This is a genomic window from Peptoniphilus sp. BV3C26, from assembly GCF_000478985.1.
Lineage (GTDB): Bacteria > Bacillota > Clostridia > Tissierellales > Peptoniphilaceae > Peptoniphilus_B > Peptoniphilus_B koenoeneniae.
Genome location: NZ_AWXB01000043.1, coordinates 1 through 26,920, shown reverse-complemented (window position 1 = coordinate 26,920; position 26,920 = coordinate 1). Strand labels below are relative to the sequence as shown.

The following is a 26,920-nucleotide window of genomic DNA, read 5'->3' as shown; positions in this document are numbered from 1 at the left end:
TCTTGAAGATTTTGAAAAACTTGATCTTAGAGTCGCAACTATTGAATCTGTTGAAGATCATCCTAATGCAGATAAGCTTTATATTTTAAATTTAAAGTTAGGCCAAGAAAAAAGAACCATAGTTTCTGGCATTAAAGATTACTATAAAAAAGACGACTTAATAGGCAAGCAAATAATTATAGTTGCAAACCTAAAACCTATTAAATTAAGAGGAGTGGAATCAAAGGGCATGCTTCTTGCAGCAAAAGATAAAAATGGTAATTTATCCCTTGCAAGTCTTATGGACAAAATAGAAGACGGAGTAAGTTTAGGTTAAATTATTATGATAGATTCACACGCCCACTTAGATGATGAAAAGTTTGATCTTGATAGAGAAGAACTTATTAACAATTTAAAAGAAAACGGAATTGACAGAGTTTATAATATAGGAGCCGACATTATAAGCTCTGAAAATTCTGTAAATCTTGCAAATAAATATGATAATATTTTTGCAGTAGTTGGAGTTCATCCCCATGAAGCAGACTCTTATGATGAAAAAATTGAAAAAAGACTTGAAGAACTTGCAAAAAATGAAAAAGTAGTTGGGATAGGAGAAATAGGTCTCGATTATTACTATGACAATTCACCAAGGCAAGTTCAAAAACAAGTCTTCAAAAGGCAAATAGATTTGGCCGCAAAATTAAAACTTCCAATTATAATTCATTCAAGAGATGCCCATAAAGATACCTTTGATATTTTAAAAGAAGGCAAAGAAAAGTACCCTTCTCTAAAGGTCCTAATCCACTGTTACAGCTCAAGTGTCGAAATGATGAGGGAATATATGAAGCTTGGGTTTTACATCGCTCTTGGAGGGGCTGTGACCTTTAAAAACGCAGTTACACCTAAGGAGGTTGCTAAGGAAGTTCCCCTTGAAAGACTTTTACTTGAAACGGACTGTCCCTATATGGCACCAGTTCCCCTTAGAGGAAAGAGAAATGAGCCTATGTTTATGAAATATACAGCAAAAGAAATTGCAGCTTTAAGAAATATAGACGTAAAAGATCTTGTAAAACAAACAGATAAAAATACTTTGGAGTTTTATCATGATTAAAGAAGTAATAGTAGTTGAAGGAAAAGACGATATTACAAAGGTAAAAAGTGCCATTGATTGTGAAGTAATAGCAACTCATGGTTTTGGCTACGGGAAAAAACTTATAAATACCCTTAAAAGTATAAATAAGAGAAGGGGTATAATCATTTTTACTGATCCAGATTATATGGGAGAAAAAATAAGAAGAGATTTAACAAAAAATATTCCTGGAGCAAAACAAGCCTATCTTCCAAGACATTTAAGCCTTAAAGGAACAAACGTAGGAGTGGAAAATGCAAGGGAAGAAGACATAAGAGAGGCTCTTTTAAATGCTAAACCCCTTACTGAACAATATGAAGAAATTTTTCAACTGAAAGACCTGTATAAATATGGACTTTTAGGAAATGAAGACTCTTCATATAAAAGAGAAAAAATTTGCGAAAAGTTAAAAATAGGTCATGCAAACGGAAAAATTTTGCTAAAAAGATTAAATAGTTTTAAAATAAGTGTGGAAGAACTTGAAAATGCACTGAAAGAGGTGGAACAATCGAAAGACTATTTAAACCGAAAATAGTTTCGGAAATTTTAAAAAAATATGGCTTCAGATTTACAAAAAGCCTGGGACAAAATTTTCTAATAGATGGAAATATTGTAAGAAAAATTGCAGATACAGCCGGCATAGATGAAAATTCAAATGTTCTTGAAATAGGACCGGGGATAGGCACCTTAACTGAGGAAATGGCATTAAGAGGGGCAAATATTTTATCTGTAGAAATAGATGAAAATTTAAAAGAAATTCACAAAGAAACTCTAAATTATGATAATGTAGAAGTAGTATTCCAAGACTTTTTAAAAATGGATCTTGGAATTTTAAAAGAGCACTTTAAAGATAAACCTATAAAAGTTGTGGCAAATCTTCCCTATTATGTAACAACGCCGATTTTAACAAAACTTCTTGAATATGAAGGAAATATTGAATCTATAACGGTAATGGTACAAAAAGAAGTTGCAGACAGATTTACGGCAAAAGTTGGAACTAAAGATTATGGGTCCCTTACAGTTTTCATAAACTACTATGCAGATGCCAAGTATGAATTTTCAGTTCCAAAAACTGTCTTTATGCCAAAGCCTCGTGTTGACAGCGGGGTGGTAAAATTTAAACTTAAAAATAAAAGGGAAGAAATAGATAAGGAAAAAATGTTTAGAATTGTAAGAGCATCCTTCTCAAAAAGGAGAAAAACAATATTAAACGCCCTTTCAACTTACGGTTTTAATTTAGACAAGGTGCAAATAAAAGAAGCTCTTAGTCTTTCGGGAATAGATCCTGAAAGAAGGGGAGAAACGTTAAGCCCGGAAGAATTTATGGTACTTGCTATAAATTTTCCTGATTGGAGGTAATCAATTGGAAAAAAATTTAAAAGAAAAAATAAATGAATTTTCACAAGATGAAAAAATGTTAAATCAACTTTCAGGTATTTTCAAAATACTTGGAGATCCTACAAGGCTTAGAATAATCTATGCTCTTTCTTTCGGACCCCAATGTGTATCAGATATAGCTGAACTTTTGGAAATGAGTCAATCTTCAATTTCCCATCAACTGTCTTTACTTAAATTTACAGACCTTGTTCAACTGAAAAAAGACGGAAGAAAAAATTATTATTCCCTTGATGATGAACATGTTTTAAGACTTTTTGAAGACGGTCACCAACATGTAAAACATAAAATAGTGAATAAATAAAAAATAAAAGGGTAAAAATAAAAGGGTAAAAATAAAAGGGTAAAAATAAAAGGGTAAAAATAAAAATGGAGGTTATATTATGGATAAAGTAAAAGTTTATACTTCAAATACTTGCCCTTATTGCACAATGGCAAAAGAATATTTGAAGGACAGAAATATTGAATTTGAAGAAAAAAATGTTCAAACAGATAAGGAAGCAAGAAGTGAACTTATGAACATGGGTTACACTGGAGTTCCAGTAATAATTATTGATGGACAAGAAATCGTAGGCTTTGATAAAGCTAAACTTGATACAATTTTGGACAAATAATAAAAAATAAAAATGCGAGCTTACCTTAAGCTCGTTTTTTTGTATTGAATTTTTGTAAAATATTATATTAAAACTTGCAAAACAATTAACTTTATAGTAAAATAGGCAAGTAAATTTAATAGGCAAATGCCAAAATTACAAGGGGCTTATAAATTAAGCCTTTTTATAAACCGTTTATGGAGGTGTTTTAGATGGCAGACCGCGTTGTTCTTGAGTGCACAGAGTGTAAACAAAGAAACTATGTAACGTATAAGAACAAAAAAACTAATACTGAAAGATTGGAAATGAAAAAGTATTGTAAGTTCTGTAAGAAACATACAAACCACAAGGAAACAAAATAAGGAGGATTTTATGGCACAACCTGCTGTTAAAAAAACAGAAGAAAAGAAAAGCGTAGGAAAATATTTACGTGGTGTTAAGTCCGAATTTAAAAAAGTTGTTTGGCCTACAAAAGACCAAGTAATTAAATATTCCATTGTTGTTATTGTTACAAGTATCATTACAGCTTTGATTCTTTCAGCTTATGATGAAGTAGTTTATTTCCTTATGAAACTTATTGTAGGTAAGTAGAATGTCAGAAGACTTAAATAGGGAAGATAAGGCTAAATGGTACGTAATCCACACTTATTCAGGTCATGAAAATAAAGTAAAGGCAAATATGGAAGCCATGGTGCAAAATAGAAAAATGGAAGATGTTATTTTTGACATCCAAGTGCCCATGGAAGAATATGTGGAGAAGAAAGATAACAAGGAAAAAGTAAAAGAGAGGAAATTATTCCCTTCTTATGTACTTGTTAAAATGATTATGAATGACGAATCCTGGTATCTTGTAAGAAATACAAGAGGTGTTACAGGATTTGTAGGGCCAGGATCAAAACCTGTTCCCCTTTCAGATGAAGAAGTTCTTGCACTTGGAGTTGCAGATAAAAAAGAATTTTTCGGAAATTATGAAGTGGGAGAAAATGTTAAAATTGTTTCAGGTCCCTTTAAAGACTTTGTGGGAGAAATAAGATCCATGTCTTATGACAAGGGCAAAGTTGAAGTAATCGTTTCAATGTTCGGAAGAGATACAAGCGTAGAACTTGATTTCAATCAAATTTTAAAGATTTAAAGAATGAAAAAAGTGGGAGGGTAACTCCGCTAAACCACAGGAGGTAAAAAATGGCAAAGAAAGTCATAGCGTTAGTAAAATTACAAATACCTGCAGGAAAGGCAACTCCGGCACCGCCGGTAGGTACTGCTCTTGGTCCTCATGGTGTTAACATTATGCAATTCACAAAAGAATTTAACGCAAAAACACAAGATCAAGCAGGAATGATTATTCCTGTAGTATTAACAGTATATCAAGACAGATCATTTACTTTTATAACTAAGACTCCACCAGCTGCAGTTTTAATTAAAAAGACTATCAATCTAAACTCAGGTTCAGGAGAACCTAACAAGAAAAAAGTTGGAAAAATTACAAAAGCACAACTTGAAGAAATTGCAAAGACAAAAATGCCTGATTTAAATGCGGCAAGTCTTGAATCAGCAGTTAGTATGATAGCAGGAACTGCAAGAAGTATGGGTGTTGAAGTTATTGATTAAGTGGGAGAAATTTTTCGCTAAAACCACAAGGAGGTAAATATGCCAAAAAGAGGAAAAAATTATTTAGAGAGCTTAAAATTATATGAAAAATCAAAATTATATGATGCTGAAGAAGCTCTTGAAATCGTACAAAAAACAGGAAAAGCAAAATTTGATGAAACAGTTGAACTTGCAATGAGACTTGGAGTAGATCCAAGACATGCCGATCAACAAGTAAGAGGTACAGTAGTACTTCCTAACGGTACAGGAAAAAGCATAAGAGTTCTTGTACTTGCAAAAGGACCTAAGGTTCAAGAAGCACTTGATGCAGGGGCTGATTATGCAGGTGGAGATGAATATGTAGAAAAAATTCAAAAAGAAAACTGGTTTGAATTTGATGTTGTTATAGCAACACCTGACATGATGGGCGTTGTAGGTAAAATCGGTAGAGTCTTAGGACCTAAGGGATTAATGCCTAACCCAAAATCAGGCACAGTTACTTTTGAAGTAGCAAAAGCGGTTAACGATACAAAAGCAGGTAAAATTGAATACCGTGTAGATAAAGCCGCTATTATTAATGTACCAATAGGAAAAGTTTCCTTCGGAACTGAAAAACTATCAGAAAACTTTAAGGCAATTGTTGCAGCAGTTATAAAGGCAAAACCAGCAGCTGCAAAGGGACGTTACCTAAAAAGCGTAACAATTTCCACAACAATGGGCCCTGGTATTAAAATAAACGGTCAAAAATTAATGGAAAACTAAAACACTTAAAAGGCACCTTAAAAGGTGTCTTTTTTTTACTTTTTTTACTTAAAGAAAAAATAAAAATGATTTTTACATAGAAAAAGCCATCAATCTTGATGGCTTTTTAATGGTCTGATTTAAGACCGGCACCGCACATGGGTATTAGAACTTCTTTAAGGGGACCAAAAGTTTCAATGTAATTTAAATAGCCGGCATAATTTGCAGCACTGGTGTGCTCACAATAAATTCCATTTTTAGCAAGAAAGCGCCTTGCCTCTAAAATTTTGTCCTCCCTTGCATGAATAAACTTAACCTTATATTTTTTAGCAAGCCTTAAAATCTCTTCATCTCTTTTAGGCTGACCAATTGCAATTCCTTCAGCAAAAGTTTTTTTAGGTTTAACTTCATAATAGCTATCCATATTTCTTTCCCTAGCCTGTAAAAGAGGATCACAGTTTTCCGATTGAACTCCTATAATGTTTGGAAATTTTTCAATAATACCGCTAAATAAAAGATCCTCAAGACCATAGATAATTCCTAAAAAAAGAGTTCCATTTCCCACAGGAACTAAAATATTTTCAGGAATTCTACCAAGTTCTTCATAAGTTTCATAAATATAAGTTTTAGTGCCTTCATAGAAAAAAGGATTATAAACATGATTTGCATAATAAATTTTTTCTTCCTTAACTTTTTTTCTAGCAGCATCAGCACAATTATCTCGAGAACCGGGAATAATATTTATTTTTGCTCCATGAGCTTTAATCATATTTATTTTTTGAGGAGAAGTTCCCTCGGGAACAAAAATTTCACACTGGATATTTGCCCTTGCACAGTAGGCTGCAACAGAATTTCCAGCATTTCCAGAGCTATCTTGAATTACTTTTTTTACACCGATGGATTTTGCATGAGAAATTAAAGCTGCTGCACCCCTGTCTTTAAAAGATAGGGTGGGCATAAAATAATCCATTTTTAATAAAACATTGTCATTTAATTTTACAATGGGACTTAAGCCCTCTCCAAGGCTTACAATTTGGTCTTCTTCCTTATTTGCCATAAAATTTATATAGCGAAAAATTGACCAATCATTTTTTTTAATCTTATTTAAATCAAACTTTTCTTTTTTGTATTTTAAATTAAAAAGTCCGCCACAAGAACAATTTGCTTCTAAAGTATCTATGGGGTAAATTTTATGACACTTACTACACTCAAATTCCATACTTCCTCCTAAATTATCTTCCTATAAAAATAGCTCCCTTAAGGAGCTTAAATTAATTTTCTTTTAAAATATCAACAATTTTTTTTGCCGCTTGTCCATCTCCATAAGGATTTACTGCATGGGCCATTTCTTTATAAACTTTTTCATCATTTAATAAAGTTTTTACAGCCTCATAAACATTTTTATATTCAGTTCCCACAAGTTTTGCAGTACCTGAAATTACACCTTCCATTCTCTCTGTTTCATCCCTTACAACAATAACAGGTTTTCCAAGAGCAGGTGCCTCTTCCTGTATTCCTCCAGAATCAGTAACAAGAAAAGAAACTTTTCCCATTAAATTTGAAAAAGGTAAGTAGTCAAGAGGCTCAATTAAATGAATTTTTTTATTATCTTTAAAAACACTTTTTGCAATTTGTCGAACCTTGGGATTTAAATGAATAGGAAAAATAACCTGAGCATTTTCATCTTCATTTACTGCATCTAAAACAGCCTTAAAAATATTTTCCATAGGCTGTCCTAAATTTTCTCTTCTATGACAAGTCATAAGTATTATTTTTTTATTAAAATCAATTTCATTTAAAAGAGAATTTTCAAATTTATAATTTTTATCTACGGCATAATGAAGAGCATCAATTACAGTATTGCCTGTAATATAAATATTTTTATCGGAATAACCTTCCTTTAAAAGATTTTCTCTGTTTGCATTAGTGGGGCAAAAATTATAATCAGCAAGAACTGAAACGAGTTTTCTATTTGCTTCTTCAGGATAGGGGGAATGAAGATTAAAACTTCTAAGGCCCGCTTCCACATGACCGATTTTTACATTTTGGTAAAAAGCAGCAAGAGCTCCTGCAAAAACAGTAGTAGTATCTCCTTGAATTAGAAGGACACTTGGCTTGTAATCTTTTATTACGTCTTCAAGGCCTATTAAAGATTTAGTTGTAATTTCCGTAAGACTTTGACCGGATTTAAAAATATTTAAATCGTAGTCGGGAACTATATTGAAAATTTTTAAAACCTGATCCAACATATCCCTATGTTGGGCAGTAACACAAACCTTTGAATCTATATTTTGCCTTTTAAGCTCTTTAACAATAGGAGCCATTTTAATAGCTTCAGGTCTTGTTCCGAAAACTGTTAGAACTTTCATTTTTCCTCCTTGTTTTTAAACATGCCCTTGGCATAGGCAAGTACAAATATAAATAAAATTATAATTACCGAACTTATTATGCCTATTATAGGATCGAAATCGCTTATTACATTTGCAAGAACTCCAAATATAATGGAAATTGTGTATAGAATTAAAACTGTCTGTCTTTGACTTAAACCTAAAGCTAACAACCTGTGGTGAAGATGACCCTTGTCAGCTTCTGAAATTTTTTTGCCAGATAAAAATCTTCTTATCATGGCAAAAGTCGTATCAAAAACAGGAACACCTAAAACTAAAACAGGGACAAAAATCGTAAGAGCAGTTGCATATTTCATTACTCCCTGAACAGAAATATATGAAAGCATAAAACCTAAAAACAAGGCTCCAGTATCTCCCATAAATATCTTTGCCGGATTAAAATTATAGGGCAAAAATCCAAGAGCTCCACCGGCAACAATAGCAGAAAGAAGGGCAACAGTAATTAAATCCATCTTCAAAGCTATAAACATAAGAGATAAGGCACAAATTCCACTTACACCAGCAGCAAGACCATCAAGACCGTCAATTAAATTGACAGTATTTGTAATTCCCACAATCCAAAAAATCGTAAGGGGTACTGAAAGATATTCAAGCCAAATTACATTTTCCATGTGGCTTAAAAAAGAACCCTTTAGAAAATTTGTAAAAAATTCAATTCTCGAGCCGCCTAAAACTAAAATAATAGCCGCAGAAATTTGAAACAATATTTTCATTTTTGGACTTAAGCCCACCTTATCATCAATTAAGCCTGAAATTAAAATGAGGCTTGAGGAAGCAATAAGATAAAAGAGATCTTTTTTGTCTCTTAAAAATATAAGAAGACAAATAATTACTCCAAGATAAATTGCAGTACCTCCTGCAAGGGGCATGGGCTTTTTGTGCATTCTTCTGTTATCTTTAGGTATATCCATAAAACCTAAAACCGGTGCAAGTTTAATTGCAACCGGCGTAAATAGTAAACTTATAATAAATGATATTAAAAAGGGTACAATAATTTTCTGCATTATTTCTCCTATTTTGTTCCGAAAATTCTATCTCCTGCATCACCAAGACCAGGTAAAATATATCCATGGTCATTTAGGCATCTGTCAACTGCTGCAAGATATAAATCAACATCTGGATGAGCTTCTTGAAAAGCTTTTATTCCTTCAGGTGCTCCAACAATGCAAACAGCCTTGATTGATTTTGCCCCAGAATTTTTAAGCTCCCTGACAGCTTCAATCAAAGAACCGCCCGTTGCAAGCATGGGATCAACTAAAATCATAGTTCTTTCTGAAATATCCTTGGGCATTTTGTTGTAATAAGTAACAGGTTTTAAAGTTTCGGGATCCCTATAAAGGCCTATATAACCAACTCTTGCTACAGGAACAAGGCTTAAAAATCCATCAACCATTCCAACGCCGGCTCTTAAAATAGGAACAATACCTAATTTTTTTCCGGAAATTTCTTTACCTATTGTTTTTTCAAGAGGAGTTTCAATTTCTATATCGCTAAGTTCTAAATCTCTTGTAACCTCATAGCCCATAAGAGTAGCAATTTCTTTTACCAACTCTCTAAACTCATGACTTGAAGTTTCTTTCTTTCTCATAATTGTAAGTTTGTGTTGTATCAAAGGGTGATCACATACTGTTAATTTACTCATAAAATCCTCCTATAAACCTAATGTAATTTTTCCACCACAAGCCTTTAAAAGCCTGTTCATAATTCCCGTACCTATACCTCTAAATTCAAAGCCCTCAGCATAAATTAAATCCACATTAAGCTCATCACACTCTCTTAAAGCATAGAACAAATTGTGGGCGATTTGAGGCATATTTTCTCTTGAGCCAAGGTTTATTACCTTATAAGCTCCAAGGTAGTCTTTTTGAGTCTCCTCCGTTGCCAAAACCGCAATTTTTTTGCCAGGTTGGTCTTTAATTTTTTATTAATAGTATTTACAATATTTTTTAAATTACCAGCAAAACAATAAGCCTCAGCCTTGGGAGCATAATGCTTATACTTTTGACCGGGAGACTTGGGAACTCTTTTATCATTTGCATCAATTGCAGTATTATCCGTTAAAACTGTTCCGACAGCATCTTCCAACATTTCAAGAGTGATTCCACCAGGTCTTAAAATCATAGGCGGATCAACAGTAACATCAAGAACTGTAGACTCAATTCCCACATCAGTAAAACCGGAATCAACAATATAATCAACCTTTGAAAAAAGATCATCAATAACATGATTTGCATTAGTAGGAGAAGGCCTTCCTGAAGTATTAGCAGAAGGAGCTGCAACAGGAATGTCAGCTTCATTTAAAATTGCATTGGCAATTTTGTGAGAAGGCATCCTTATAGCAACAGTATCAAGACCTCCTGTAGCTTCATCAGGAACAATATCACTTCTATTAAAAATCATAGTAAGAGGGCCAGGCCAAAATTTTTCCATACATTTTTTAGCGACTTCAGGAATTTCTCTAACAAGAGCCTCAAGCTGATCATTTCTTGCTATGTGTAAAATTAAAGGATTGTCGCTGGGACGACCCTTGGCAAGATAAATGTTCTTGCAAGTTTTCGGATTTAAACCGTCACCGCCTAAACCGTAAACAGTTTCTGTTGGAAAAACTACAAGTTTTCCATCTCTTAAAGCCTTTGCCGCAATTTTAATTTTTTCCAAATCATTTGGATTTTCAATTTTTAAAATTTTTGTTTTCATAATAACTCCTTGAGTATCTTCTGAAATTATACCACATTGAGCATAATCATTTAGGCATTTGTAGATAAAATTTAATAATTTTAATAGAAAATATATTTTTTATTTTTTACGCTTCACGTGAAGCATTTTTAAATTTATTCTTTACTTTTGAATTAAAATTCATTTTAAAATTTTTTAAATCCTTTTATTGTGAATAATCCTAAATTCTTGCCATAACCTTTATAAATCTTCTAGGAACCGGTTTATCGGCCCGTGTGTCTAGGGTGAGAGGACAAATTCAATTTTTTTAATGAATAATCTAAATTTCATTAAAAGAACAAAACAATGATAAATATTTAACAAAAACTTGTTGAATATTATTGAAATGATTGTTATAATATAAACAAAGATTATTTTAATTAGTTTTTCTTTAATAAACCTTATGCTTTTCTAAAAAATTCAATTTTAAAATTAAGAAGAATTAAATTTAAAATTTTGTTTATCAATATGTTAATAGGGTAAAAATTTATTGGAAATGTGATGTATTTTATTAAGGAGGAATAAAAAGTGGGAAAGACGATTAGCCAAATAAAAATTGGTGATAAGGGTCAATTTGCAAAGACAATTTCCGAATCTGACGTATATCTTTATGCGGGAATAACTGGGGATTTAAATCCTGCTCATATTAATCAAATAAGTGCTGAGAAGACACCTTTTAAGAGCAGAATTGCCCATGGTATGTTGACGGTAGGTTTGGTATCGGCAGTTATAGGGACTCAACTTCCAGGGCCTGGCACAATTTATATGGCTCAAGAAATGAAGTTTACTGCTCCCGTTTATTTCGGTGATACCATTACCGCAACTTGTGAAGTTATTGAAATAATCAAAGAAAAAATTGTAAAATTACAAACAACTTGTACAAATCAAAAAGGAGAAGTTGTACTTGACGGAGTGGCTACTGTAATGCCACCAAGAGAATAATTAGGAGGTTTTAATGAGAAAAGTAGTTATAGCAAGTGCTGCAAGAACACCTGTAGGATCATTCGGAGGATCTTTAAAAACAGTTTCAGCTGTTGAACTCGGAATTATAGCAGCAAAAGAAGCAATGAAAAGAGCAAATGTTACACCTGATATGATTGATGAATCATATATAGGAAACGTACTTCAAGCAGGCCAAGGACAAAACGTTGCAAGACAAGTGGTTCTTGGTGCAGGAATCCCTTATACTAGCCCTGCAATGACAATTAATATTGTTTGTGGTTCAGGTTTAAGATCAGTTTCTTTAGCAGCTCAAATTATTTCCAATGGTGATGCTGATATTATACTTTGCGGTGGAACTGAATCAATGTCTTGTGCACCTTTCCTTCTTCCAAAGGAAAGATGGGGAGCAAGAATGGGAGATGGAAAAGTTGTTGATGAAATGATTAAAGACGGACTTTGGGAAGCTTTTAATGATTATCACATGGGAATGACAGCTGAAAATGTTGCTGAACAATTTAACATCACTCGTGAAAGACAAGATGAAATTGCAGTAATGAGTCAAAATAGAGCTGAAGAAGCAAGAAAAACAGGAAGATTTAAAGATGAAATAGTTCCTGTAGAAGTAAAGGGTCGTAAGGGAAAAGTTACTGTAGTTGAAGAAGATGAATACATTAAAGAAGGCGTAACTATGGAATCAATTTCTGGACTTAAACCAGCTTTCAAAAGAGATGGCGGTACAGTAACAGCTGCAAACGCATCAGGTATTAATGATGGAGCTGCTATGCTTGTTGTTATGAGCGAAGAAAAAGCTAAAGAACTTGGAATAGAACCTCTTGCAACTATAGTTTCTTATGCAACTGAAGGTGTTGATCCTAAGATAATGGGAACAGGACCTATACCTTCTTCAAGAAAAGCTCTTGAAAGAGCAGGCTTAAAAATTGAAGATATAGATTTAGTTGAAGCAAATGAAGCTTTTGCTGCTCAAGCAGGAGCTGTTATAAATGAACTTGGTCTTGATACAGATAAGACAAATGTAAATGGTGGAGCTATTGCAATTGGACACCCAATCGGAGCCAGTGGAGCAAGAATTTTAACTACTCTTCTTTATGAAATGAAAAAAAGAGATGCAAAAAGAGGACTTGCTACTCTTTGTATAGGCGGCGGTATGGGTACTGCTCTTATAGTTGAAAGATAAGGAGTAAATATGGATTACAAATATCTTTTAGTTGAAGATAAGGGTGATGGAGTAAAACTTGTTACCATCAACAAAGAGAAAAGCTTGAACGCTCTTAATTCTGAAGTTTTAAAAGAACTTTCAGATTGCTTTTTAAAATTGGATAAGTGCCAAGAAACAAAGGTTATTGTTTTAACAGGAGCAGGTAAGGCTTTTGTTGCAGGAGCTGATATTTCTGAAATGAGTCCACTTTCAGCAGCGGAAGGCTATGCTTTTGGAAAGCTGGGAATGGATGTATTTATGCAAGTTGAAAGAAATTCTAAACCTGTAATAGCAGCTGTAAATGGATTTGCTCTTGGTGGAGGATGTGAACTTTCTCTTTCTTGCGATATAAGACTTGCATCAACAAAAGCAAAATTCGGTCAACCTGAAGTAGGCCTTGGAATAACACCAGGTTTTGGTGGAACTCAAAGACTTATAAGAGCAGTTGGACCAGGAATGGCAAAGGAATTAATTTATACTGCAAACATTATAAACGCAGAAGAAGCTCTTAGAATAGGTCTTGTAAATCATATTTATGAGCCGGAAGAACTTTTAGATCAAGCAATTAAACTTGCAAAGACAATTGCTTCAAAGGCAAAACTTGCAGTTAAATATGCAAAGAGCGCAATAAACAACGGAATTCAAGCTGATATAGAAACTGGCATGGAAATTGAAAGAACTTCTTTCGGACTTTGTTTTGCAACAGAAGACCAAAAAGAAGGAATGAAAGCCTTTCTTGAAAAAAGAAATCCGGAATTTAAAAATAGATAATAAACTTAGGAGGTTTAAATTGAAAATAGCTGTAATAGGTTCAGGTACTATGGGAGCAGGAATCGCTCAAGTACTTGCAAGCCACCACGATGTAATAGTTAGGGATATAGATCCTAAAGCACTTGAAAGTGCATTGGCAAAAATTAAAAAAGGTTACGAAAAAAATGTAGCTAAAGAAAAAATGACTGAAGAAGAAAAAGATAAAGCTCTTAGCAGAATTAAAACTTCATCAGACATAAACGATATAAAAGATTGTGATCTTGTAATTGAAGCTGCAACTGAAAATCCAACAATAAAAAAAGCAATCTTTAAAGAACTTTGCGAAACTTGCGACAAGAAAACAATTCTTGCATCAAATACATCTTCACTTTCAATAACAGACATTGGAGCTGCAACAAAAAGACCAGATAAGGTAATTGGAATGCACTTTTTCAATCCAGTACCAGCAATGAAACTTATAGAAGTTATTTCAGGTCAATTAACAGATCCTAAAGTTAAAGATACAATAATAGAACTTTCAAAAGAAATAGGAAAAACACCTGTTGAAGTAGCAGAAGCTCCTGGCTTTGTAGTAAACAGAATTTTAATTCCTATGATTAATGAAGCAATAGGAATTTATGCAGAATCAATCGCATCAGCAGAAGATATTGACACTGCAATGAAACTTGGTGCAAACCATCCTATGGGACCTCTTGCTCTTGGAGATTTAATCGGACTTGATGTAGTACTTGCAATAATGGAAGTATTATACACTGAATTTGGTGACTCTAAATATAGACCACATACACTTTTAAAGAAAATGGTAAGAGCAGGTCTACTTGGAAGAAAAACAGGCAAAGGATTTTACGATTACAGTAAATAATTAAATAAAATTATTTTAAAATTTCACATTAACACAAAGACTCTATAATATTTTGAGAATAAAACCTCAAATGAAGATTATAGAGTCTTTGTTATTTTATAGAAAAATTAATATTTTCCTATTTTAAATTTCTATTCTTTTATGCAGGAGTGAAAATTTATAGGTCTAGTTTCCTAAAATTCTTTATTTCATATAATTAAATAAGATTTAGCTATTTTTATATGTTTTTGCTGCATAATACCTTATTTATAATCTGTGTGGTAAATATATTTGATTTTTTTATTAATTTAATAAAAGCAATTGAAATAAAGAGGGGTAAATAGTAAAATAAATCGATAATTTATCTCAAAATTTATTAAAAAATTTAATGAATATTTTGAGATAAATTTTAGATTTATTTATCTTTTACTACAGTAAATAAGAAGAGATAAAAAATAAGTTTTTAGATACTAATAATTATAATTAAATTTTAAAGATTATTTTTAATAAACTTCTAATGAAACTTTAGTAAAGAGAAAAAACGTTAAGGAGGATTTATGAAAAAAAATAAGAATTTTTCTAAAATTTTATCAATTTTATTATCAGTAATTGTTTTATTATCTGCATTTCCAGTATCAACTTTTGCAGATAATACAAAAAATTCAAGTGAATTTACTGATGTTTCTAAAAAACATTGGGCAGAAAAGGGAATTTCTAACTTAGTAAAAAAAGGAATATTAAAAGGCTATGGAGATAATAGATTTCTGCCAGATAATAAAATAAAAAGATCAGAATTTGTTAGCATACTAAATGAGTCGTTTGGTTTTCATAAAAAAGCAAATGTAAAATTTAATGATGTTGAAGTAGGTTCATGGTATTATGAAGGAATTTCAATTGCAGTGGGGGAAAATTACATATCTGGATACCCAGATGGATCTTTTAGACCAAATGCAAATATTACCAGGGCTGAAACGGCAATGTTACTTTATAAAATCTTTACCAATGAAAATAGTGAAGAGTTAAACAATAAAGAAGAGGAAAATAAAGTAGACTTAAAAGAAGACGTGCCATCATGGGCAAAAGATGCAATAAAATTTGTAATATCAAAAGGATATATGAAAGGCTACCCTGATGGAACTTTTAAAGTAAACAATTCCATTACAAGAGCGGAAGTTTGTAGCATAATCAACAGTGCCGATAATGTAATTAGTAAAATTAAAGAAAAAAACAAGAAGATAAGAAAGAACAAAAAGAAGAAAAGAGTAAAGAAAAAACAAAAGCGCAGTTTAAAATACAATCAAATTCAGATAAGACTTTTGGATATGGCTCTAAAAACGATAGACCAAATACACCGAGTACACCGAGTACACCAAGTACACCAAATACAGAATCAAATCCTTTAGCAATAGGAGAAATCAATGAAAATTTTTATCTATTGGATTTAAGTAAGGTAGACAGTGAAGAAAAAGCAAAAGAAATTTTAAAAGAAAAATACCTATCCTCAGACAATTATTGCACAGGAAAAGTCTTTAAAGATAATAAAAAAGTGCTTTTATATGCTGAAAATCTTAAGGTGAAATGTGAAAAAATATCACAAATTCCAGAAACAATAGATGGAATTTACACAGATAAAAATGGAGAATTTGTATCTTGTAACGACAGATCAACTAGTGGGGATATTAGTCTTTTTGTTGGAAATGTTAAGCTTGATATGCCATTTAAGACAAGTAAATATGTTTTAGGACTTAAAGGAAATAAAATAGAAGGTGCTTTAGATTTACAAGGTGCTACAAGAAAAATAGATGGTTTAAATTTTTATTTAGAAAAACTTCCTGCAAAAAATATGATATATGCTTCAGCTATATCTCAATCAGGAACTGTTAAAGACAATATATCCGATCTTGAAATCACAAATAATAGTTTTTATTTTGGTACAAACACTATAGCAGCTAAGAATGCAATAAGAATAGTTACCAGCTTGGAAAAAGGATATTTAAAAATTAATAATAATACTGTTAATGGCTTGGGAGCAGATATTAATGGAAAAAATTATCAAAATGCAGCTATTTCAATTATAACAAGAACAAAAAATGGCACAGTAACAGAAATAAAGAATAATAAAATTTCTAATTATGGATATCATGGAATAGGTGCTACTGCTGACAAAGAAGCAAGTCTAAGTATAGAAAACAATATTTTAGAAGGTATTGGTCAAAATGGAATTGATATTTCTATGTTTGGAAGAGGAAAAGATATTAATGTTAAAGGAAATATTGTTTCAAAATATGGTTCAAAAAAAATAAAAGCTAAAAAAGACTTCTTTGGAAAAGAAGAAGAAATAACCAATAAATTTGAAGTAGGTCTTGGCATAAACTATATAGAAAATGTATATGGTGTAAAAATAAATGGCAAATATTATAGCGAACAGAAAAAATTTTTAGACGAATTATATAAAGCGAATACAATTGAATCTAAAGAGCAAAATGATAAGAATGAGGGTGTTTTAAATTGCACTCCTATATACTTGGGTCAGCCTTACAGATTTAAAAATCCAATAGAAGAAATTAATAAGGAAAATTCACGCTTACAAAATGAAGAATTAATAATCGTAAAAGATGATGATAAAGATTTAATTATTCCAGATAATAAGATAAAGGAAAAAACTGTTAAGTCTATTAAAATCGTTGGTAATGCTGGTGGAAAACTTGTATTAAATTCAAACCTTAAAATCACAGATAATTTAACCATTGATTTGCCAAATGCAATTTTGCAAAATAATGCAAATGTAGAAAAAGATAAAGTTCACATTATAAATATTAAGAATAGTGATTCATCTGAATTTTCAATAAAACCACAATTTACAAACCTTGTATTTAAAAATTCTGAGGATCTTCCAATAGAAATTTTAAATATTAAAAATAGCTTTGGTCAAGAAGTTACAAAAGAAAAATCTATTCTTACAAATAATGTCAAAGTGTTTGTTAATGGACAGGAAACAAAAGAAATCGAAATTGACGATAACAATGATAAAGTTATTATAAAAAAATCATTATTAAACACATTGACAAAAGCTTCAAGCATCAAATTGGAGTATACAGATGGGGCAAATGATGTTTCAAAAATAGAAAAATCTTTTGATCTATCTTTAACAAATGCATCCTCAATAAAGGCTCAATTTGAAAATAAAAATGTATTTACATTTTTTGAAAAATTTGCTCCAGATGAGGGAGTTAAAATAAAAATAACAGAAATTAAAGATGCAAGTGGAAAAGCACTGGAAATTTCAAAAGTTAATCTTAATAATTTAAAAGTAAAAGTATCATATCATGAAGCAAAAGCAAATGATTTAGCAATAAATGGAGATACAATAACAGTTAAAAAGTCATTTTTAGATACTATATTATCGTCAATTTATGGAAAAGAACAGGATATGGTTCTTTCGCTTAAGGATTTAGACAATAAAATTTTAGATGCAAAAACAAGTTTAAAAATAAGTGTTATAAACAATTCATCAGGACAAGCAGAAGCACTAAGTACTCTTACATTTACACAAAAAAATGCTCCAGCAGCAGGGATGATTTTTAAAATAGTTTCTCTTAAAAATTCTAAGGGTGAAAACTTAAAGGCAGATGAAATTGATTTAGAAAAATGTGTGGATGTTGAACCATTTCCTGTAGATTGGAAAGATGATAGCCTTGAAAAAACAGAAGATGGAACTATTAGGTTTAATAGAAAATATCTAACAATTGACAATGAAAATAAGACAGTAACTGTAAAAAAAGAATATCTTGATAAACTTCAAATAAATGATAAAGATACAGAATTTGGAACAAAACAAATTATTATTAAATACTTTGATGAAAAGAATGGAATTAACTTTAGAAGTGAAAAATTTATAATTCACATTAAAAAAGCTTTAAAAGCACTAAGCAATGAAACAAAAGTAAATTCAAATGTTTACAACATAAAAAATGACACAATAAATTCAGCTTCTAAAACCATTGACAATAAAACAAGTGTATCAGAATTTATTAAAAATATTTTAAAAGTAAATGAAAGACAAACTCTTCGTGTATATGAAGAAAAATATATTAAAAATAATTCAATAGATCAAGCTAATATTTATAATTACAAAAAATCTTATGAAAATATTAAAAAGGGTGATTATTTATTAGTTACAGCAGAAGATGGAAAGGCATTTAAAGCGTATAAAATTATTTTAAATAACGATGAGCAAGGGTCTTTAATTTCTATAAAAGATAGTGCAATAGTAACAAAACTTGGAACTACATTTGTAGAAATAGTAGAAAATACAGATTTTGAAAATTTGAAAAATGCTCTTACTATTGAAGAAGGAGCAAAGATTAGCATATTAGATCAGTCTGGCGTTGAAACAGAAAAAATAGATGACGGATATAAATTGATTGCTCAAAAAGATAATAGAACAGAAGAAAGAGTAATTAAAATAAAATATCTAAAAAAGACTTATCGTGCTTTAATTGTAGCAAATAGCGATTATGGAAATAAAAAATTGAATTTATTAGGACCAGTAAATGATAAAAAATTAATGAAAAAAGTTTTTGAAAATCAAGAAATAAATTCAAATAAATTTGATAAAATCCTTGTTGCTGAGAACGTTAAAAAAGCTGAATTTTTAGAAAAAATTAAAGAAGCTTTTAAAGGGGCAAGATCAAACGATGTAAGTTATTTATATTATTCTGGACATGGGAACAACGTTAATGGATTAAGCTATATTTGTACTGTAGATCCTATAAAGGATAAGGAATCACAAACACAAGCTTGGGTTAGTGTAAATGAATTAAGACAAGCCTTAGATTCAATACCTGGAACAAAAGTATTGATCTTAGACTCATGTAATGCAGGAGGCTTTATTGGTAAAAAAGTAGATGCAGAAACACAACCAACCCCAACAGCAAGTAGCTCAAGAACTTCATATGCATTTAATGAAAGTGTAAAAAGAGCTTTTAATACAACTAGTGACCGTTCAGTAGGATATCTTACAACAAATGAATATAAAGTTCTTACAGCAAGCTCAGAAGATGAATTTTCATTTGAAGATAAAAAAGAAGGGGTAGGTAAATTTACAAAAGTTTTAGCTCAAGTTGCAGGAATAAATGGAAATATAATTGGAGATATTGATAAGAATGGTAAGATTTCTCTTGAAGAAGCTTACAAATATCTTGAAGACAATGTAGTATATACATCCCATATTCAAGTATTTCCAAGAAATGACAGCTACACCCTATTTGAAGTTGGTAAGAATGCACAAGCTATGAGTAGCGATACAAAAATCTCTTCAGTAAAAAATTCGGAAAATAAAGATAATTTAATAATTTTTGACAAGGGAAATCAAAAATTAATAAAATCTGGAGCATTTGAAATCACAAATAAAGTAACCGTAGAAGAATTTTTGAAGAATATTAAAAAAGGACATGAAAATCAAGAATTAAATATTATAAAATATGATAATTCAACAAAAATTGTTAAGAAAGTTACAGATACTCTTGAAAAATTAGATATTTTAGAAGTTACAGCAGAAGATGGAACAAAGGCAACTTATATTATAACTGTAAAAGAAAATAAGAATAAGTCAGATATATTGACAATAACATCAAAAAAAGATGAAAGAGAAATTGCTTTTTATACAATTATACCAAGCAGAAAAACAATTTCTTCAAGTATTAAAAAAATTACTGACAAAACAAGCGTAAAAGACTTTTTATCAAATATTATAAAAGGTGATGATAGACAAACACTTAATGTAATTGATAAAAATCAAAGGATAAAAGGAGATACTGAATTTTTGGCAGTAGGCGATGTACTTCTTGTAAAAGCAGAAAATGGTTCTAAGATAGAATATACAATTAACCTTGAAGCTAAAAAATTGACCTTAGAATTTAAAGATGACGCTTTTAAACTTGAAGATATGGGAGGATTTTTAGGAATAAAGATTCTATCAAATAAGAAAAAACTTGATAATAATCTAAGCACAAAAGAATTTTTGGATCTTATTTCTAATAAAGAGGCCTTTTTAAACATTAAGCTAAATAGCGGAATAACTTATGAGCCTAAGAAAGATGATGAAAAATTAGAAAAGGGAGATTATCTATTAGTAAGCTTAAAGACAGGAGGATTTCCTCAAAGATATACGCTGATTGTAGAGGATGCAGTTCTTATTAGGCCAGGAGAAATTTCTAAAATAAATTTTGGAGATAGTTTTGTAGTAGACCACACTAATAGAAAGATTTCTTCAGGAAAGGTAAAGTTAACAACAGACTTAACCCTTGGTCAATTTTTAAGTTATTTAACAAATCGTAATGAATTTAAATCACTTAAAATAAAAGGTTTAAAAGAAACTGATAAATTAAAAGAAAAATCTATTTTACGTATTATTGCCAAAAATGATACTAAAAATAGAACACAAACTTATGATTTAATTTTTTCAAAAGATGTTTCAGATCCAAATAAGGAAATAGAAGCAGATTTTGGAAATGATTTTGAAATAGCAAAAGAAGCCTTAGTTTCAAAAATTAAATCTAAGAATACAAAAATCACGTCTAAAATGACAGTTAATGAATTTTTGTCAAAATTAAAAAATAAGGATAGATTTTCAGAAGTAGAAATAAAAAGAGGTTGGGATTTATTAAAGGAGACAGATACTCTAAAAGATGGAGATAAATTGCAACTTACATTTAAAAAATCAAATTCTAGTCTTTCTGTTAGTGAAACAAAAACCTATACTATTGAACTTTACAAAGGAACTCCCTTAAATGCACCTAATTTTGCCGGAGTTTATGAAATTGGAAAAATTAAGAAGAATGAAATTATATCAGGAACTGAAAAACTAACTTCAGACATTAAGGTTAAAGATTTTATATCAAAAATAAGAAATGCTTCAGATTATGACAGCATAAAAATTCAAAAAGCATATGAAGATAATTTTAAAAATGATGAAGACACAATAGAAAGTGATGACACTTTAATTTTGAAAAAAGGAGATAAAGAAGCAAAATATTTTCTAAGAAATGTTGAAAGTTCTGGGATAAGTGTAAATGATTTAGATGATATAGATTAGATTTTAATTTATAAAATATAAGAATTAAATCTAAATTAAATATACTTTATAATTTATTAATTAAAATTAATTTAGGGACGAGTATAATTTAGCTCGTCCCTTTTTATTGTGCAAATTAAATTTTTCAGCTTTTATAAATTAATTGAAAGATTTTTTTTCTGATATAATCTGCTCCCAAACTTGTAATATTTTCCAAGTTTTCTATATAGACGTAGTCTCCGTAAATTTTTTTTGCATTTTCAAGATTTTCTTTTCTTCCAGTTATTAAGGCGCAGATTTCTATTCCAGAGTTTTTGAGTTTAAAAACTTCTTTTGCGGTGTCATCAGAGCCAACTATACCGTAATCAGCCTTTATTTTTGAATTGTACCTTAAATCATCGGGGTTTGCATCAGTAACTATAATTAATAATTTTTTTGATTTTTTCTGATCCAACAAAAATTTTACTCCCCTTAGGGCAAAACCGTCTCTGTTGTAACCTGCAGCAAAATAATTAAAGATACCCTTGGAATTTTTATCATCATAGTCCTTTAAAATATTTATAACTGTGTAAGAATATAGGGTTGAAAAACTCATTACTCTAAGAGGGATTCCAGATTTTCTTAAGGATTCACTAAGCATATAAACCTGAGATGCATGTAAATTTACATCAAACAAGCGGGAAGCAGACCCGTCCATTAAAATATCAACGGAAAAATTTGGACTTTGTTTGTAGGTAAAGTTTCTAAAAATTTTTTCGTCGGATAAAATTTTTCCCTTCCAGGCAAGAGTTCCATCTAAAACTCCATATCTATTTAAAATTTCCTCATCTCTTTTACTTAGAATAAGGGTTGATGAAAATTTCCTTTGAAGTTTTCTAATACCTGAATCTACAAGGAGTTTATTTTGAACAAAATATTCCTTGTTGTCTAAGATTTGAGATTTTATGGAGTCGATTTGAGAAAGAATGTTTCTGTTTTTAGATAAGTTTGATTCTTCTCTTTTTGTAAAGTAAAGGTGAAGCCCTTCGTTAATATCGCAGGAAAGGTGCCTTTCTATATCAAGTTCAGTATTTTTATCAAAGATCGATTTACCAAAAACTCTTTCTATATATTCTCTATTATCATTTTTTGAACTTTTTAAAAGTCCTCTTCCTGAGCTTTGCTTTTTCCCGGAAACATCAAGAGAACTTGTCCTTTCAACAGTAAAACCTGAGGCTTCTTTTGAAAAGTTTTTTATTTTAAAGGGAAGTTTGATCTTTAATTTATGTTTTTTATTTAAGGAAAATTTAAAAAAAACTACAAAGGCATTTAAAAGTCTTTCTTTTAAGATTTCTTTTTCCAAAAATTCTCCAGGATTTAAAATCTTATAAAGTTCGTTTTCTTTTTTTGTTAAAAAAATTTTCTTTCTAAAATTTCAGCCTTTCTCTTATAGATCATGGAATAGACAAAGTGATCCCAAAGGGCGATTTTTTTCCTTGCAAGGTCATTGGAAAGGTCTAAGAAATTTTCCGCTTCATCTCTTCTTATTTCCCACAAAACTGGTCTTGATTTAATTTCTTTTTCATAGACTGAACTTTCTAAAATAAGCCAAGCTAAATTATCATATCTATTTGCATTTTCATCATCTTTCCAGAGGTTAAAAAGTTCTTCCAAAAAACTTTTCCCATAATACTTGTAAGAAAGACCTATAATTGTGTTTAGATATAAATTTACCTTGCCCTTAAAGTCCATTGATTTATAAAAGGGCTCATATTTATAAGAGCCCCATGCATTCCATATAATATTGTACGCTCTACGAGTGTCACCGAAGACAATCATTTAAACAGCTCCTCTGAATTTAAGTTTTTTGGAATTCTAAGACTTAAAGCATCAAAGATTAGATTTTTTTCGTATTGGTCAAAACTTTTGTTTGTAATGAACATATTCAAAGCTTTTAAGGGAGAAAGTCCCAGTTTCATAAGATCTATTGCATCTATTAAGCCTCTTAAATCCAAAACTGAAAAGGAAATTTCACCTGCATCACATTTATTTTTAAGTTCCATAAATAAATCTACAAATTGACTTGTGTATTTTTCCTTTAGATCTGTAAATTCATTAGATAAAAGTTTAAATAAATTTTCTTTTGAAATCGTGGGCATTTTTATTACTGCAAACCTTGAAAGAAGGGCTTCGTTTAAATCTCTTGTTCCTTGATAACCATAGTTCATTGTTCCTATAAATCTTGTGGCAGGAGAAAGTTTTATTCTATCATAACCAGGCACGTCAATTATTCTTCTGTAGTCCAAAACTGAGTGGAGAACTGAAAGAGCTTCATTTTTTGCCATATTAATTTCATCTAAGACACAAAATCCGCCGTTGACTGCGCTTAAATAAACTGGACCCGGTCTAAAGAGAACTTGATTATTTTTAAAAGTATCTGATCCTATTAAAGAGTTGGCATCAGTGTTAACGTGAAAAGAAACGTTCCATAGGGGCCTTAGAAATAATTCTGAAAGGTTTTCAGCAAGAACATTTTTTCCTGTAGATTTCTCTCCAACTAAAAGTAAGTTTTTTCCTGCAATAAGAGCTGAAAGAGCTTGATCCCACACATCTTTTCCATAATATTTAAAGTGGCTTTTTCCTATACGATTTTCATATTCTAGATTTTTTTCGTATTTCTCTTTAAATTCTTCAACTTTTTTTATTAAATTTTCATTTATCTTTTCTTGATTTAAAAAATCTCTGTTCATAATATTTATTTTATAAGATTATTTCTTGGAATTTTTCCGGCATTAAGGTCATCTATATTGTCAAGAGCAGTGTGGCCCATTTCAAGTCTTGCTTCAAAAGTTGCATTGCCAAGATGGGGACACAAAATAAGATTTTTTGCATCTTTTAATTCTTGAGAAATCTTAGGTTCAAATTCATATACATCAAGGGCTGCTCCTGCAATTTCACCACTGTTTAAAGCTTCAATTAAGGCCTTTTCATCTACAAGAGGTCCACGAGCTGCATTTATTAAATAGGCACTTTTTTTCATCATTTGGAATTGATCTTTACTTATCATATGTTTAAGTTCTGGAGCAAAGGCAGTGTGAAGGGAAAGAAAATCTGAATTTTTAATTACTTCTTCTTCCGGAAGATATTTTACATTTAAACTTTCTATATCTTCCTTTCTATGTCTTGAATAATAAATTACATTCATTTCAAAAGCCAAAGCTCTTTTAGCAAGATTTTTTCCTATATTTCCCATTCCTATTATGCCAAGAGTTTTGCCTCTTAATTCATGACCTAAGAAAAATGTAGGTCTCCATCCTAAAAAGCCTCCTTGTCTTGAGCATCTTTCTCCGGGAATTAAATTTTTTGCCAGAGCGAGCATAAGGGTAAAAGTAAGTTCTGCGGTGGAAACTGCTGATGAAGGAGCAGGAGCATTTGTTACATAAATTCCCTTTTCTTTTGCTGCATTGAGGTCTATGTTGTCGTAGCCTGCACCGTAATTAGCAATAAGTTTTAAATTTTTACCTGCATCTATTATTTCCTTGTCAATTTTATCGCTTAAAGGACAAAGTAAGACTTGGGCATCTTTTATTTTATTTATTATTTCTTCTTTGCTTAGAGGTTTTTCCGAATCATGATAAATTAAATCATATTTATTTAATCTTTCTAAAACTTCTTGAGGCACTCTACTTGTTACAAATATTCTCATTTTCTTCCTCCTTAAAAATTTTATAAGTAATCTTCATCTCCATTATACACTTAAAACAATAAACATTGACATTTAAATTCATATTGTATAGAGTATTTTATGAAAATTTAAAGCAAAAGGAGTAAGTTATGGTTGAAAATAAAATGGGATATAAGCCAATAGGAAGGCTTTTAATTGAAGTTTCATTTCCTCTTATGATTTCCATGTTCATACAGGCCCTTTATAACATTGTAGATTCATATTTTGTAATGCAATATAGTGAAGATGCTTTTACTGCAGTTTCACTTGCTTTTCCCCTGCAAAATATAATGATAGGAGTTGCAGTTGGAACAGGCGTTGGACTTAATGCACTTCTTTCCAGATCTCTTGGAGAAAAAAATTATAGTTTGGTAAATAAAAGTGCAGAAAACGGTCTTTTTTTGTCATTAATTTACTCTATTTTATTTGCTATTTTCGGAATATTTTTATCAAGGTTTTATTTTGAAGTTCAAATTAATGATAAAAACATAATAAATTTAGGAGAGGCTTATGTAAGAACCGTTACAATTTTTTCTTTTGGAGTTTTTATTCAAATTTTTATGGAGAGAATTTTACAATCAACGGGCAAAAGTCTTTTAACTATGGTAACTCAAGGAATAGGTGCAATTATAAATATAATCTTGGATCCAATTTTAATTTTCGGTCGCTATGGTATGCCTAATATGGGAATTACAGGAGCTGCAGCTGCAACTGTCATCGGTCAAACTATAGGAATGACAATAGGAATTTTTCTTCACCACAAGTTCAATAAAGAAGTTAGAATCAAGGGGATTAGGCCAGATAAAAAAGTAATTTTTAAAATTTATCAAGTAGGCTTTCCATCAATTATTCTTACAACCTTATTTTCTCTTTCCATTTCTATTTACAATAGGATTTTAAATACTTTTTCTTCAACAGCAGTTTCTGCTTTGGGAGCATATTTTAAGCTGCAAAGTTTTATTTTTATGCCTATTTTTGGATTAAATAACGGAATGGTTCCTATAGTTGCCTATAATTATGGGGCGAGAAAAAAAGAAAGATGTATAAAAACTTTTAAGATTGCTCTTTTTACAGGACTTTTAATAATGCTTATAGGAATCTTAATTTTTCAATTTTATTCAGGTTTTATTTTAAAAGATATTTATAAAGTTTCCGATAATTTATATAAAGTTGCCGTTCCCGCTTTAAAAACAATAAGTTTTTGCTTTTTGTTTGTGGGCTATAACATAATTATCGGATCACTTTTCCAAGCTTTGGGAAATGGAATTTTAACAATGTTTGGAGTTTTTGTAAGACAATTTTTGGGTCTTCTTCCAACTGCATATTTACTTTCCAGAACTGGAGTCCTTGAAAATGTATGGTGGTCTTTTATAATTGCAGAATTTTTAGGAGTAATATATTTTTCATATTTTCTTAAAAAATTTGCCCTGCCTAAAATCAATAATTTAGAAGCCTAAATATTGCTTTTATTTAAAGGATATTGTATTATAAGGGAGAAATAATAAGGAGGAAGAAATGGCTAAACAACATTTTGAAAGAACCAAACCACACGTAAATATAGGAACAATAGGACACGTAGACCACGGTAAAACAACTCTAACAGCAGCAATAACCCTAGTACTAAACAAAAGATACGGCTCAGGAGAATTCGTAGACTATGCTCACATAGACAAGGCACCAGAAGAAAGAGAAAGAGGAATCACAATCTCAACATCACACGTAGAATACGAAACACCAAACAGACACTACGCTCACGTAGACTGCCCAGGCCACGCCGACTACGTAAAGAACATGATCACAGGAGCAGCACAAATGGACGGAGCAA

General features: G+C 30.8%; 29 protein-coding genes. 19 read left to right on the top strand and 10 right to left on the bottom strand.

Annotated features, from left to right (window positions below; all coding sequences use genetic code 11):
• From metG to rplA, 11 genes are all read left to right on the top strand, one after another.
• Positions 1–316: methionine--tRNA ligase subunit beta (metG, locus tag HMPREF1253_RS04955; protein ID WP_023055665.1), on the top strand; the 316-nt coding region annotated here is incomplete at its 5' end.
• Between the two features lie 6 nt (positions 317–322).
• Positions 323–1,090, top strand: a complete 768-nt coding sequence (locus HMPREF1253_RS04950) for a TatD family hydrolase (RefSeq protein ID WP_023055653.1) — start codon at positions 323–325, stop codon at positions 1,088–1,090.
• Complete coding sequence (rnmV, locus tag HMPREF1253_RS04945; RefSeq protein WP_023055656.1) at positions 1,083–1,643, top strand: ribonuclease M5; 561 nt, start codon at positions 1,083–1,085, stop codon at positions 1,641–1,643. The genes HMPREF1253_RS04950 and rnmV overlap by 8 nt, the downstream gene beginning before the upstream one ends.
• Positions 1,616–2,467 carry a 16S rRNA (adenine(1518)-N(6)/adenine(1519)-N(6))-dimethyltransferase RsmA gene (rsmA, locus tag HMPREF1253_RS04940; protein WP_036739510.1) on the top strand — a complete coding sequence of 284 codons (852 nt, stop codon included), beginning with the start codon at positions 1,616–1,618 and terminating at the stop codon, positions 2,465–2,467. The genes rnmV and rsmA overlap by 28 nt, the downstream gene beginning before the upstream one ends.
• A gap of 4 nt (positions 2,468–2,471) precedes the next feature.
• Complete coding sequence (locus HMPREF1253_RS04935) at positions 2,472–2,807, top strand: helix-turn-helix transcriptional regulator (RefSeq protein ID WP_023055660.1); 336 nt, start codon at positions 2,472–2,474, stop codon at positions 2,805–2,807.
• A gap of 79 nt (positions 2,808–2,886) precedes the next feature.
• Positions 2,887–3,117, top strand: coding sequence for a glutaredoxin family protein (locus HMPREF1253_RS04930; protein ID WP_023055669.1), 231 nt, complete (start codon positions 2,887–2,889; stop codon positions 3,115–3,117).
• A gap of 191 nt (positions 3,118–3,308) precedes the next feature.
• Positions 3,309–3,458 carry a 50S ribosomal protein L33 gene (rpmG, locus tag HMPREF1253_RS04925; protein ID WP_036739506.1) on the top strand — a complete coding sequence of 50 codons (150 nt, stop codon included), beginning with the start codon at positions 3,309–3,311 and terminating at the stop codon, positions 3,456–3,458.
• Positions 3,459–3,468: 10 nt separating this feature from the next.
• A complete protein-coding gene (gene secE / locus HMPREF1253_RS04920; protein WP_023055666.1) occupies positions 3,469–3,687 on the top strand; it encodes a preprotein translocase subunit SecE in 219 nt (72 codons plus the stop codon).
• Between the two features lies 1 nt (position 3,688).
• Entirely contained in the window at positions 3,689–4,228 is a 540-nt protein-coding gene (gene nusG, locus HMPREF1253_RS04915) for a transcription termination/antitermination protein NusG (protein ID WP_023055652.1), read from the top strand.
• 50 nt (positions 4,229–4,278) lie between these two features.
• Complete coding sequence (gene rplK / locus HMPREF1253_RS04910) at positions 4,279–4,704, top strand: 50S ribosomal protein L11 (RefSeq protein WP_023055650.1); 426 nt, start codon at positions 4,279–4,281, stop codon at positions 4,702–4,704.
• 39 nt (positions 4,705–4,743) lie between these two features.
• Entirely contained in the window at positions 4,744–5,445 is a 702-nt protein-coding gene (gene rplA, locus HMPREF1253_RS04905) for a 50S ribosomal protein L1 (protein ID WP_023055663.1), read from the top strand.
• Positions 5,446–5,551: 106 nt separating this feature from the next.
• Here rplA and HMPREF1253_RS04900 read toward each other — a convergent pair whose 3' ends face one another.
• From HMPREF1253_RS04900 to HMPREF1253_RS04880, 6 genes are read right to left on the bottom strand one after another with little or no spacing between them, the layout of a single operon-like run.
• Positions 5,552–6,643, bottom strand: coding sequence for a threonine synthase (locus HMPREF1253_RS04900; RefSeq protein ID WP_023055647.1), 1,092 nt, complete (start codon positions 6,641–6,643; stop codon positions 5,552–5,554).
• Positions 6,644–6,695: 52 nt separating this feature from the next.
• Entirely contained in the window at positions 6,696–7,793 is a 1,098-nt protein-coding gene (gene wecB / locus HMPREF1253_RS04895) for a non-hydrolyzing UDP-N-acetylglucosamine 2-epimerase (protein ID WP_023055645.1), read from the bottom strand.
• Positions 7,790–8,836, bottom strand: coding sequence for a glycosyltransferase family 4 protein (locus HMPREF1253_RS04890; protein ID WP_023055668.1), 1,047 nt, complete (start codon positions 8,834–8,836; stop codon positions 7,790–7,792). Before HMPREF1253_RS04890 ends, wecB begins: the two co-directional genes overlap by 4 nt.
• Positions 8,837–8,844: 8 nt before the next feature.
• Entirely contained in the window at positions 8,845–9,474 is a 630-nt protein-coding gene (upp, locus tag HMPREF1253_RS04885) for a uracil phosphoribosyltransferase (protein ID WP_023055670.1), read from the bottom strand.
• A gap of 9 nt (positions 9,475–9,483) precedes the next feature.
• Complete coding sequence (locus tag HMPREF1253_RS10740; protein ID WP_369758372.1) at positions 9,484–9,717, bottom strand: Sua5 family C-terminal domain-containing protein; 234 nt, start codon at positions 9,715–9,717, stop codon at positions 9,484–9,486.
• The gene (locus tag HMPREF1253_RS04880; protein WP_023055657.1) at positions 9,669–10,529 is read right to left on the bottom strand and encodes an L-threonylcarbamoyladenylate synthase; all 861 of its coding nucleotides are present in this window, start codon (positions 10,527–10,529) and stop codon (positions 9,669–9,671) included. The genes HMPREF1253_RS10740 and HMPREF1253_RS04880 overlap by 49 nt, the downstream gene beginning before the upstream one ends.
• A 546-nt stretch (positions 10,530–11,075) precedes the next feature.
• Here HMPREF1253_RS04880 and HMPREF1253_RS04875 point away from each other — a divergent pair.
• From HMPREF1253_RS04875 to HMPREF1253_RS04855, 6 genes are all read left to right on the top strand, one after another.
• Positions 11,076–11,489 carry a MaoC family dehydratase gene (locus HMPREF1253_RS04875; RefSeq protein WP_023055662.1) on the top strand — a complete coding sequence of 138 codons (414 nt, stop codon included), beginning with the start codon at positions 11,076–11,078 and terminating at the stop codon, positions 11,487–11,489.
• Between the two features lie 13 nt (positions 11,490–11,502).
• Positions 11,503–12,684, top strand: a complete 1,182-nt coding sequence (locus HMPREF1253_RS04870) for an acetyl-CoA C-acetyltransferase (RefSeq protein ID WP_023055651.1) — start codon at positions 11,503–11,505, stop codon at positions 12,682–12,684.
• A 9-nt stretch (positions 12,685–12,693) separates the two neighbouring features.
• A complete protein-coding gene (locus HMPREF1253_RS04865) occupies positions 12,694–13,476 on the top strand; it encodes an enoyl-CoA hydratase-related protein (RefSeq protein WP_023055664.1) in 783 nt (260 codons plus the stop codon).
• Between the two features lie 19 nt (positions 13,477–13,495).
• A complete protein-coding gene (locus tag HMPREF1253_RS04860) occupies positions 13,496–14,338 on the top strand; it encodes a 3-hydroxybutyryl-CoA dehydrogenase (RefSeq protein ID WP_023055648.1) in 843 nt (280 codons plus the stop codon).
• Between the two features lie 536 nt (positions 14,339–14,874).
• The gene (locus HMPREF1253_RS09665; RefSeq protein WP_023055661.1) at positions 14,875–15,720 is read left to right on the top strand and encodes an S-layer homology domain-containing protein; all 846 of its coding nucleotides are present in this window, start codon (positions 14,875–14,877) and stop codon (positions 15,718–15,720) included.
• A 32-nt stretch (positions 15,721–15,752) separates the two neighbouring features.
• Entirely contained in the window at positions 15,753–21,413 is a 5,661-nt protein-coding gene (locus HMPREF1253_RS04855; protein WP_023055646.1) for a caspase family protein, read from the top strand.
• A 124-nt stretch (positions 21,414–21,537) separates the two neighbouring features.
• On the opposite strand, the gene HMPREF1253_RS04850 is transcribed toward HMPREF1253_RS04855, so the two are convergent.
• The 4 genes from HMPREF1253_RS04850 to HMPREF1253_RS04835 are packed head-to-tail and all read right to left on the bottom strand — an operon-like array spanning position 21,538 to position 25,077.
• The gene (locus HMPREF1253_RS04850; RefSeq protein WP_023055655.1) at positions 21,538–22,734 is read right to left on the bottom strand and encodes a hypothetical protein; all 1,197 of its coding nucleotides are present in this window, start codon (positions 22,732–22,734) and stop codon (positions 21,538–21,540) included.
• Between the two features lie 47 nt (positions 22,735–22,781).
• Positions 22,782–23,210, bottom strand: a complete 429-nt coding sequence (locus tag HMPREF1253_RS04845) for a hypothetical protein (protein ID WP_023055667.1) — start codon at positions 23,208–23,210, stop codon at positions 22,782–22,784.
• Positions 23,207–24,121 carry an AAA family ATPase gene (locus HMPREF1253_RS04840; protein WP_023055644.1) on the bottom strand — a complete coding sequence of 305 codons (915 nt, stop codon included), beginning with the start codon at positions 24,119–24,121 and terminating at the stop codon, positions 23,207–23,209. The genes HMPREF1253_RS04845 and HMPREF1253_RS04840 overlap by 4 nt, the downstream gene beginning before the upstream one ends.
• A 5-nt stretch (positions 24,122–24,126) precedes the next feature.
• A complete protein-coding gene (locus HMPREF1253_RS04835) occupies positions 24,127–25,077 on the bottom strand; it encodes a 2-hydroxyacid dehydrogenase family protein (protein ID WP_023055659.1) in 951 nt (316 codons plus the stop codon).
• A 128-nt stretch (positions 25,078–25,205) separates the two neighbouring features.
• On the opposite strand from HMPREF1253_RS04835, the gene HMPREF1253_RS04830 reads away from it, so the two are divergent.
• Positions 25,206–26,552, top strand: coding sequence for an MATE family efflux transporter (locus HMPREF1253_RS04830; protein WP_023055654.1), 1,347 nt, complete (start codon positions 25,206–25,208; stop codon positions 26,550–26,552).
• A 58-nt stretch (positions 26,553–26,610) separates the two neighbouring features.
• A partial coding sequence (locus HMPREF1253_RS04825; RefSeq protein WP_023055291.1) for a GTP-binding protein occupies positions 26,611–26,920 on the top strand: 310 nt, incomplete at its 3' end.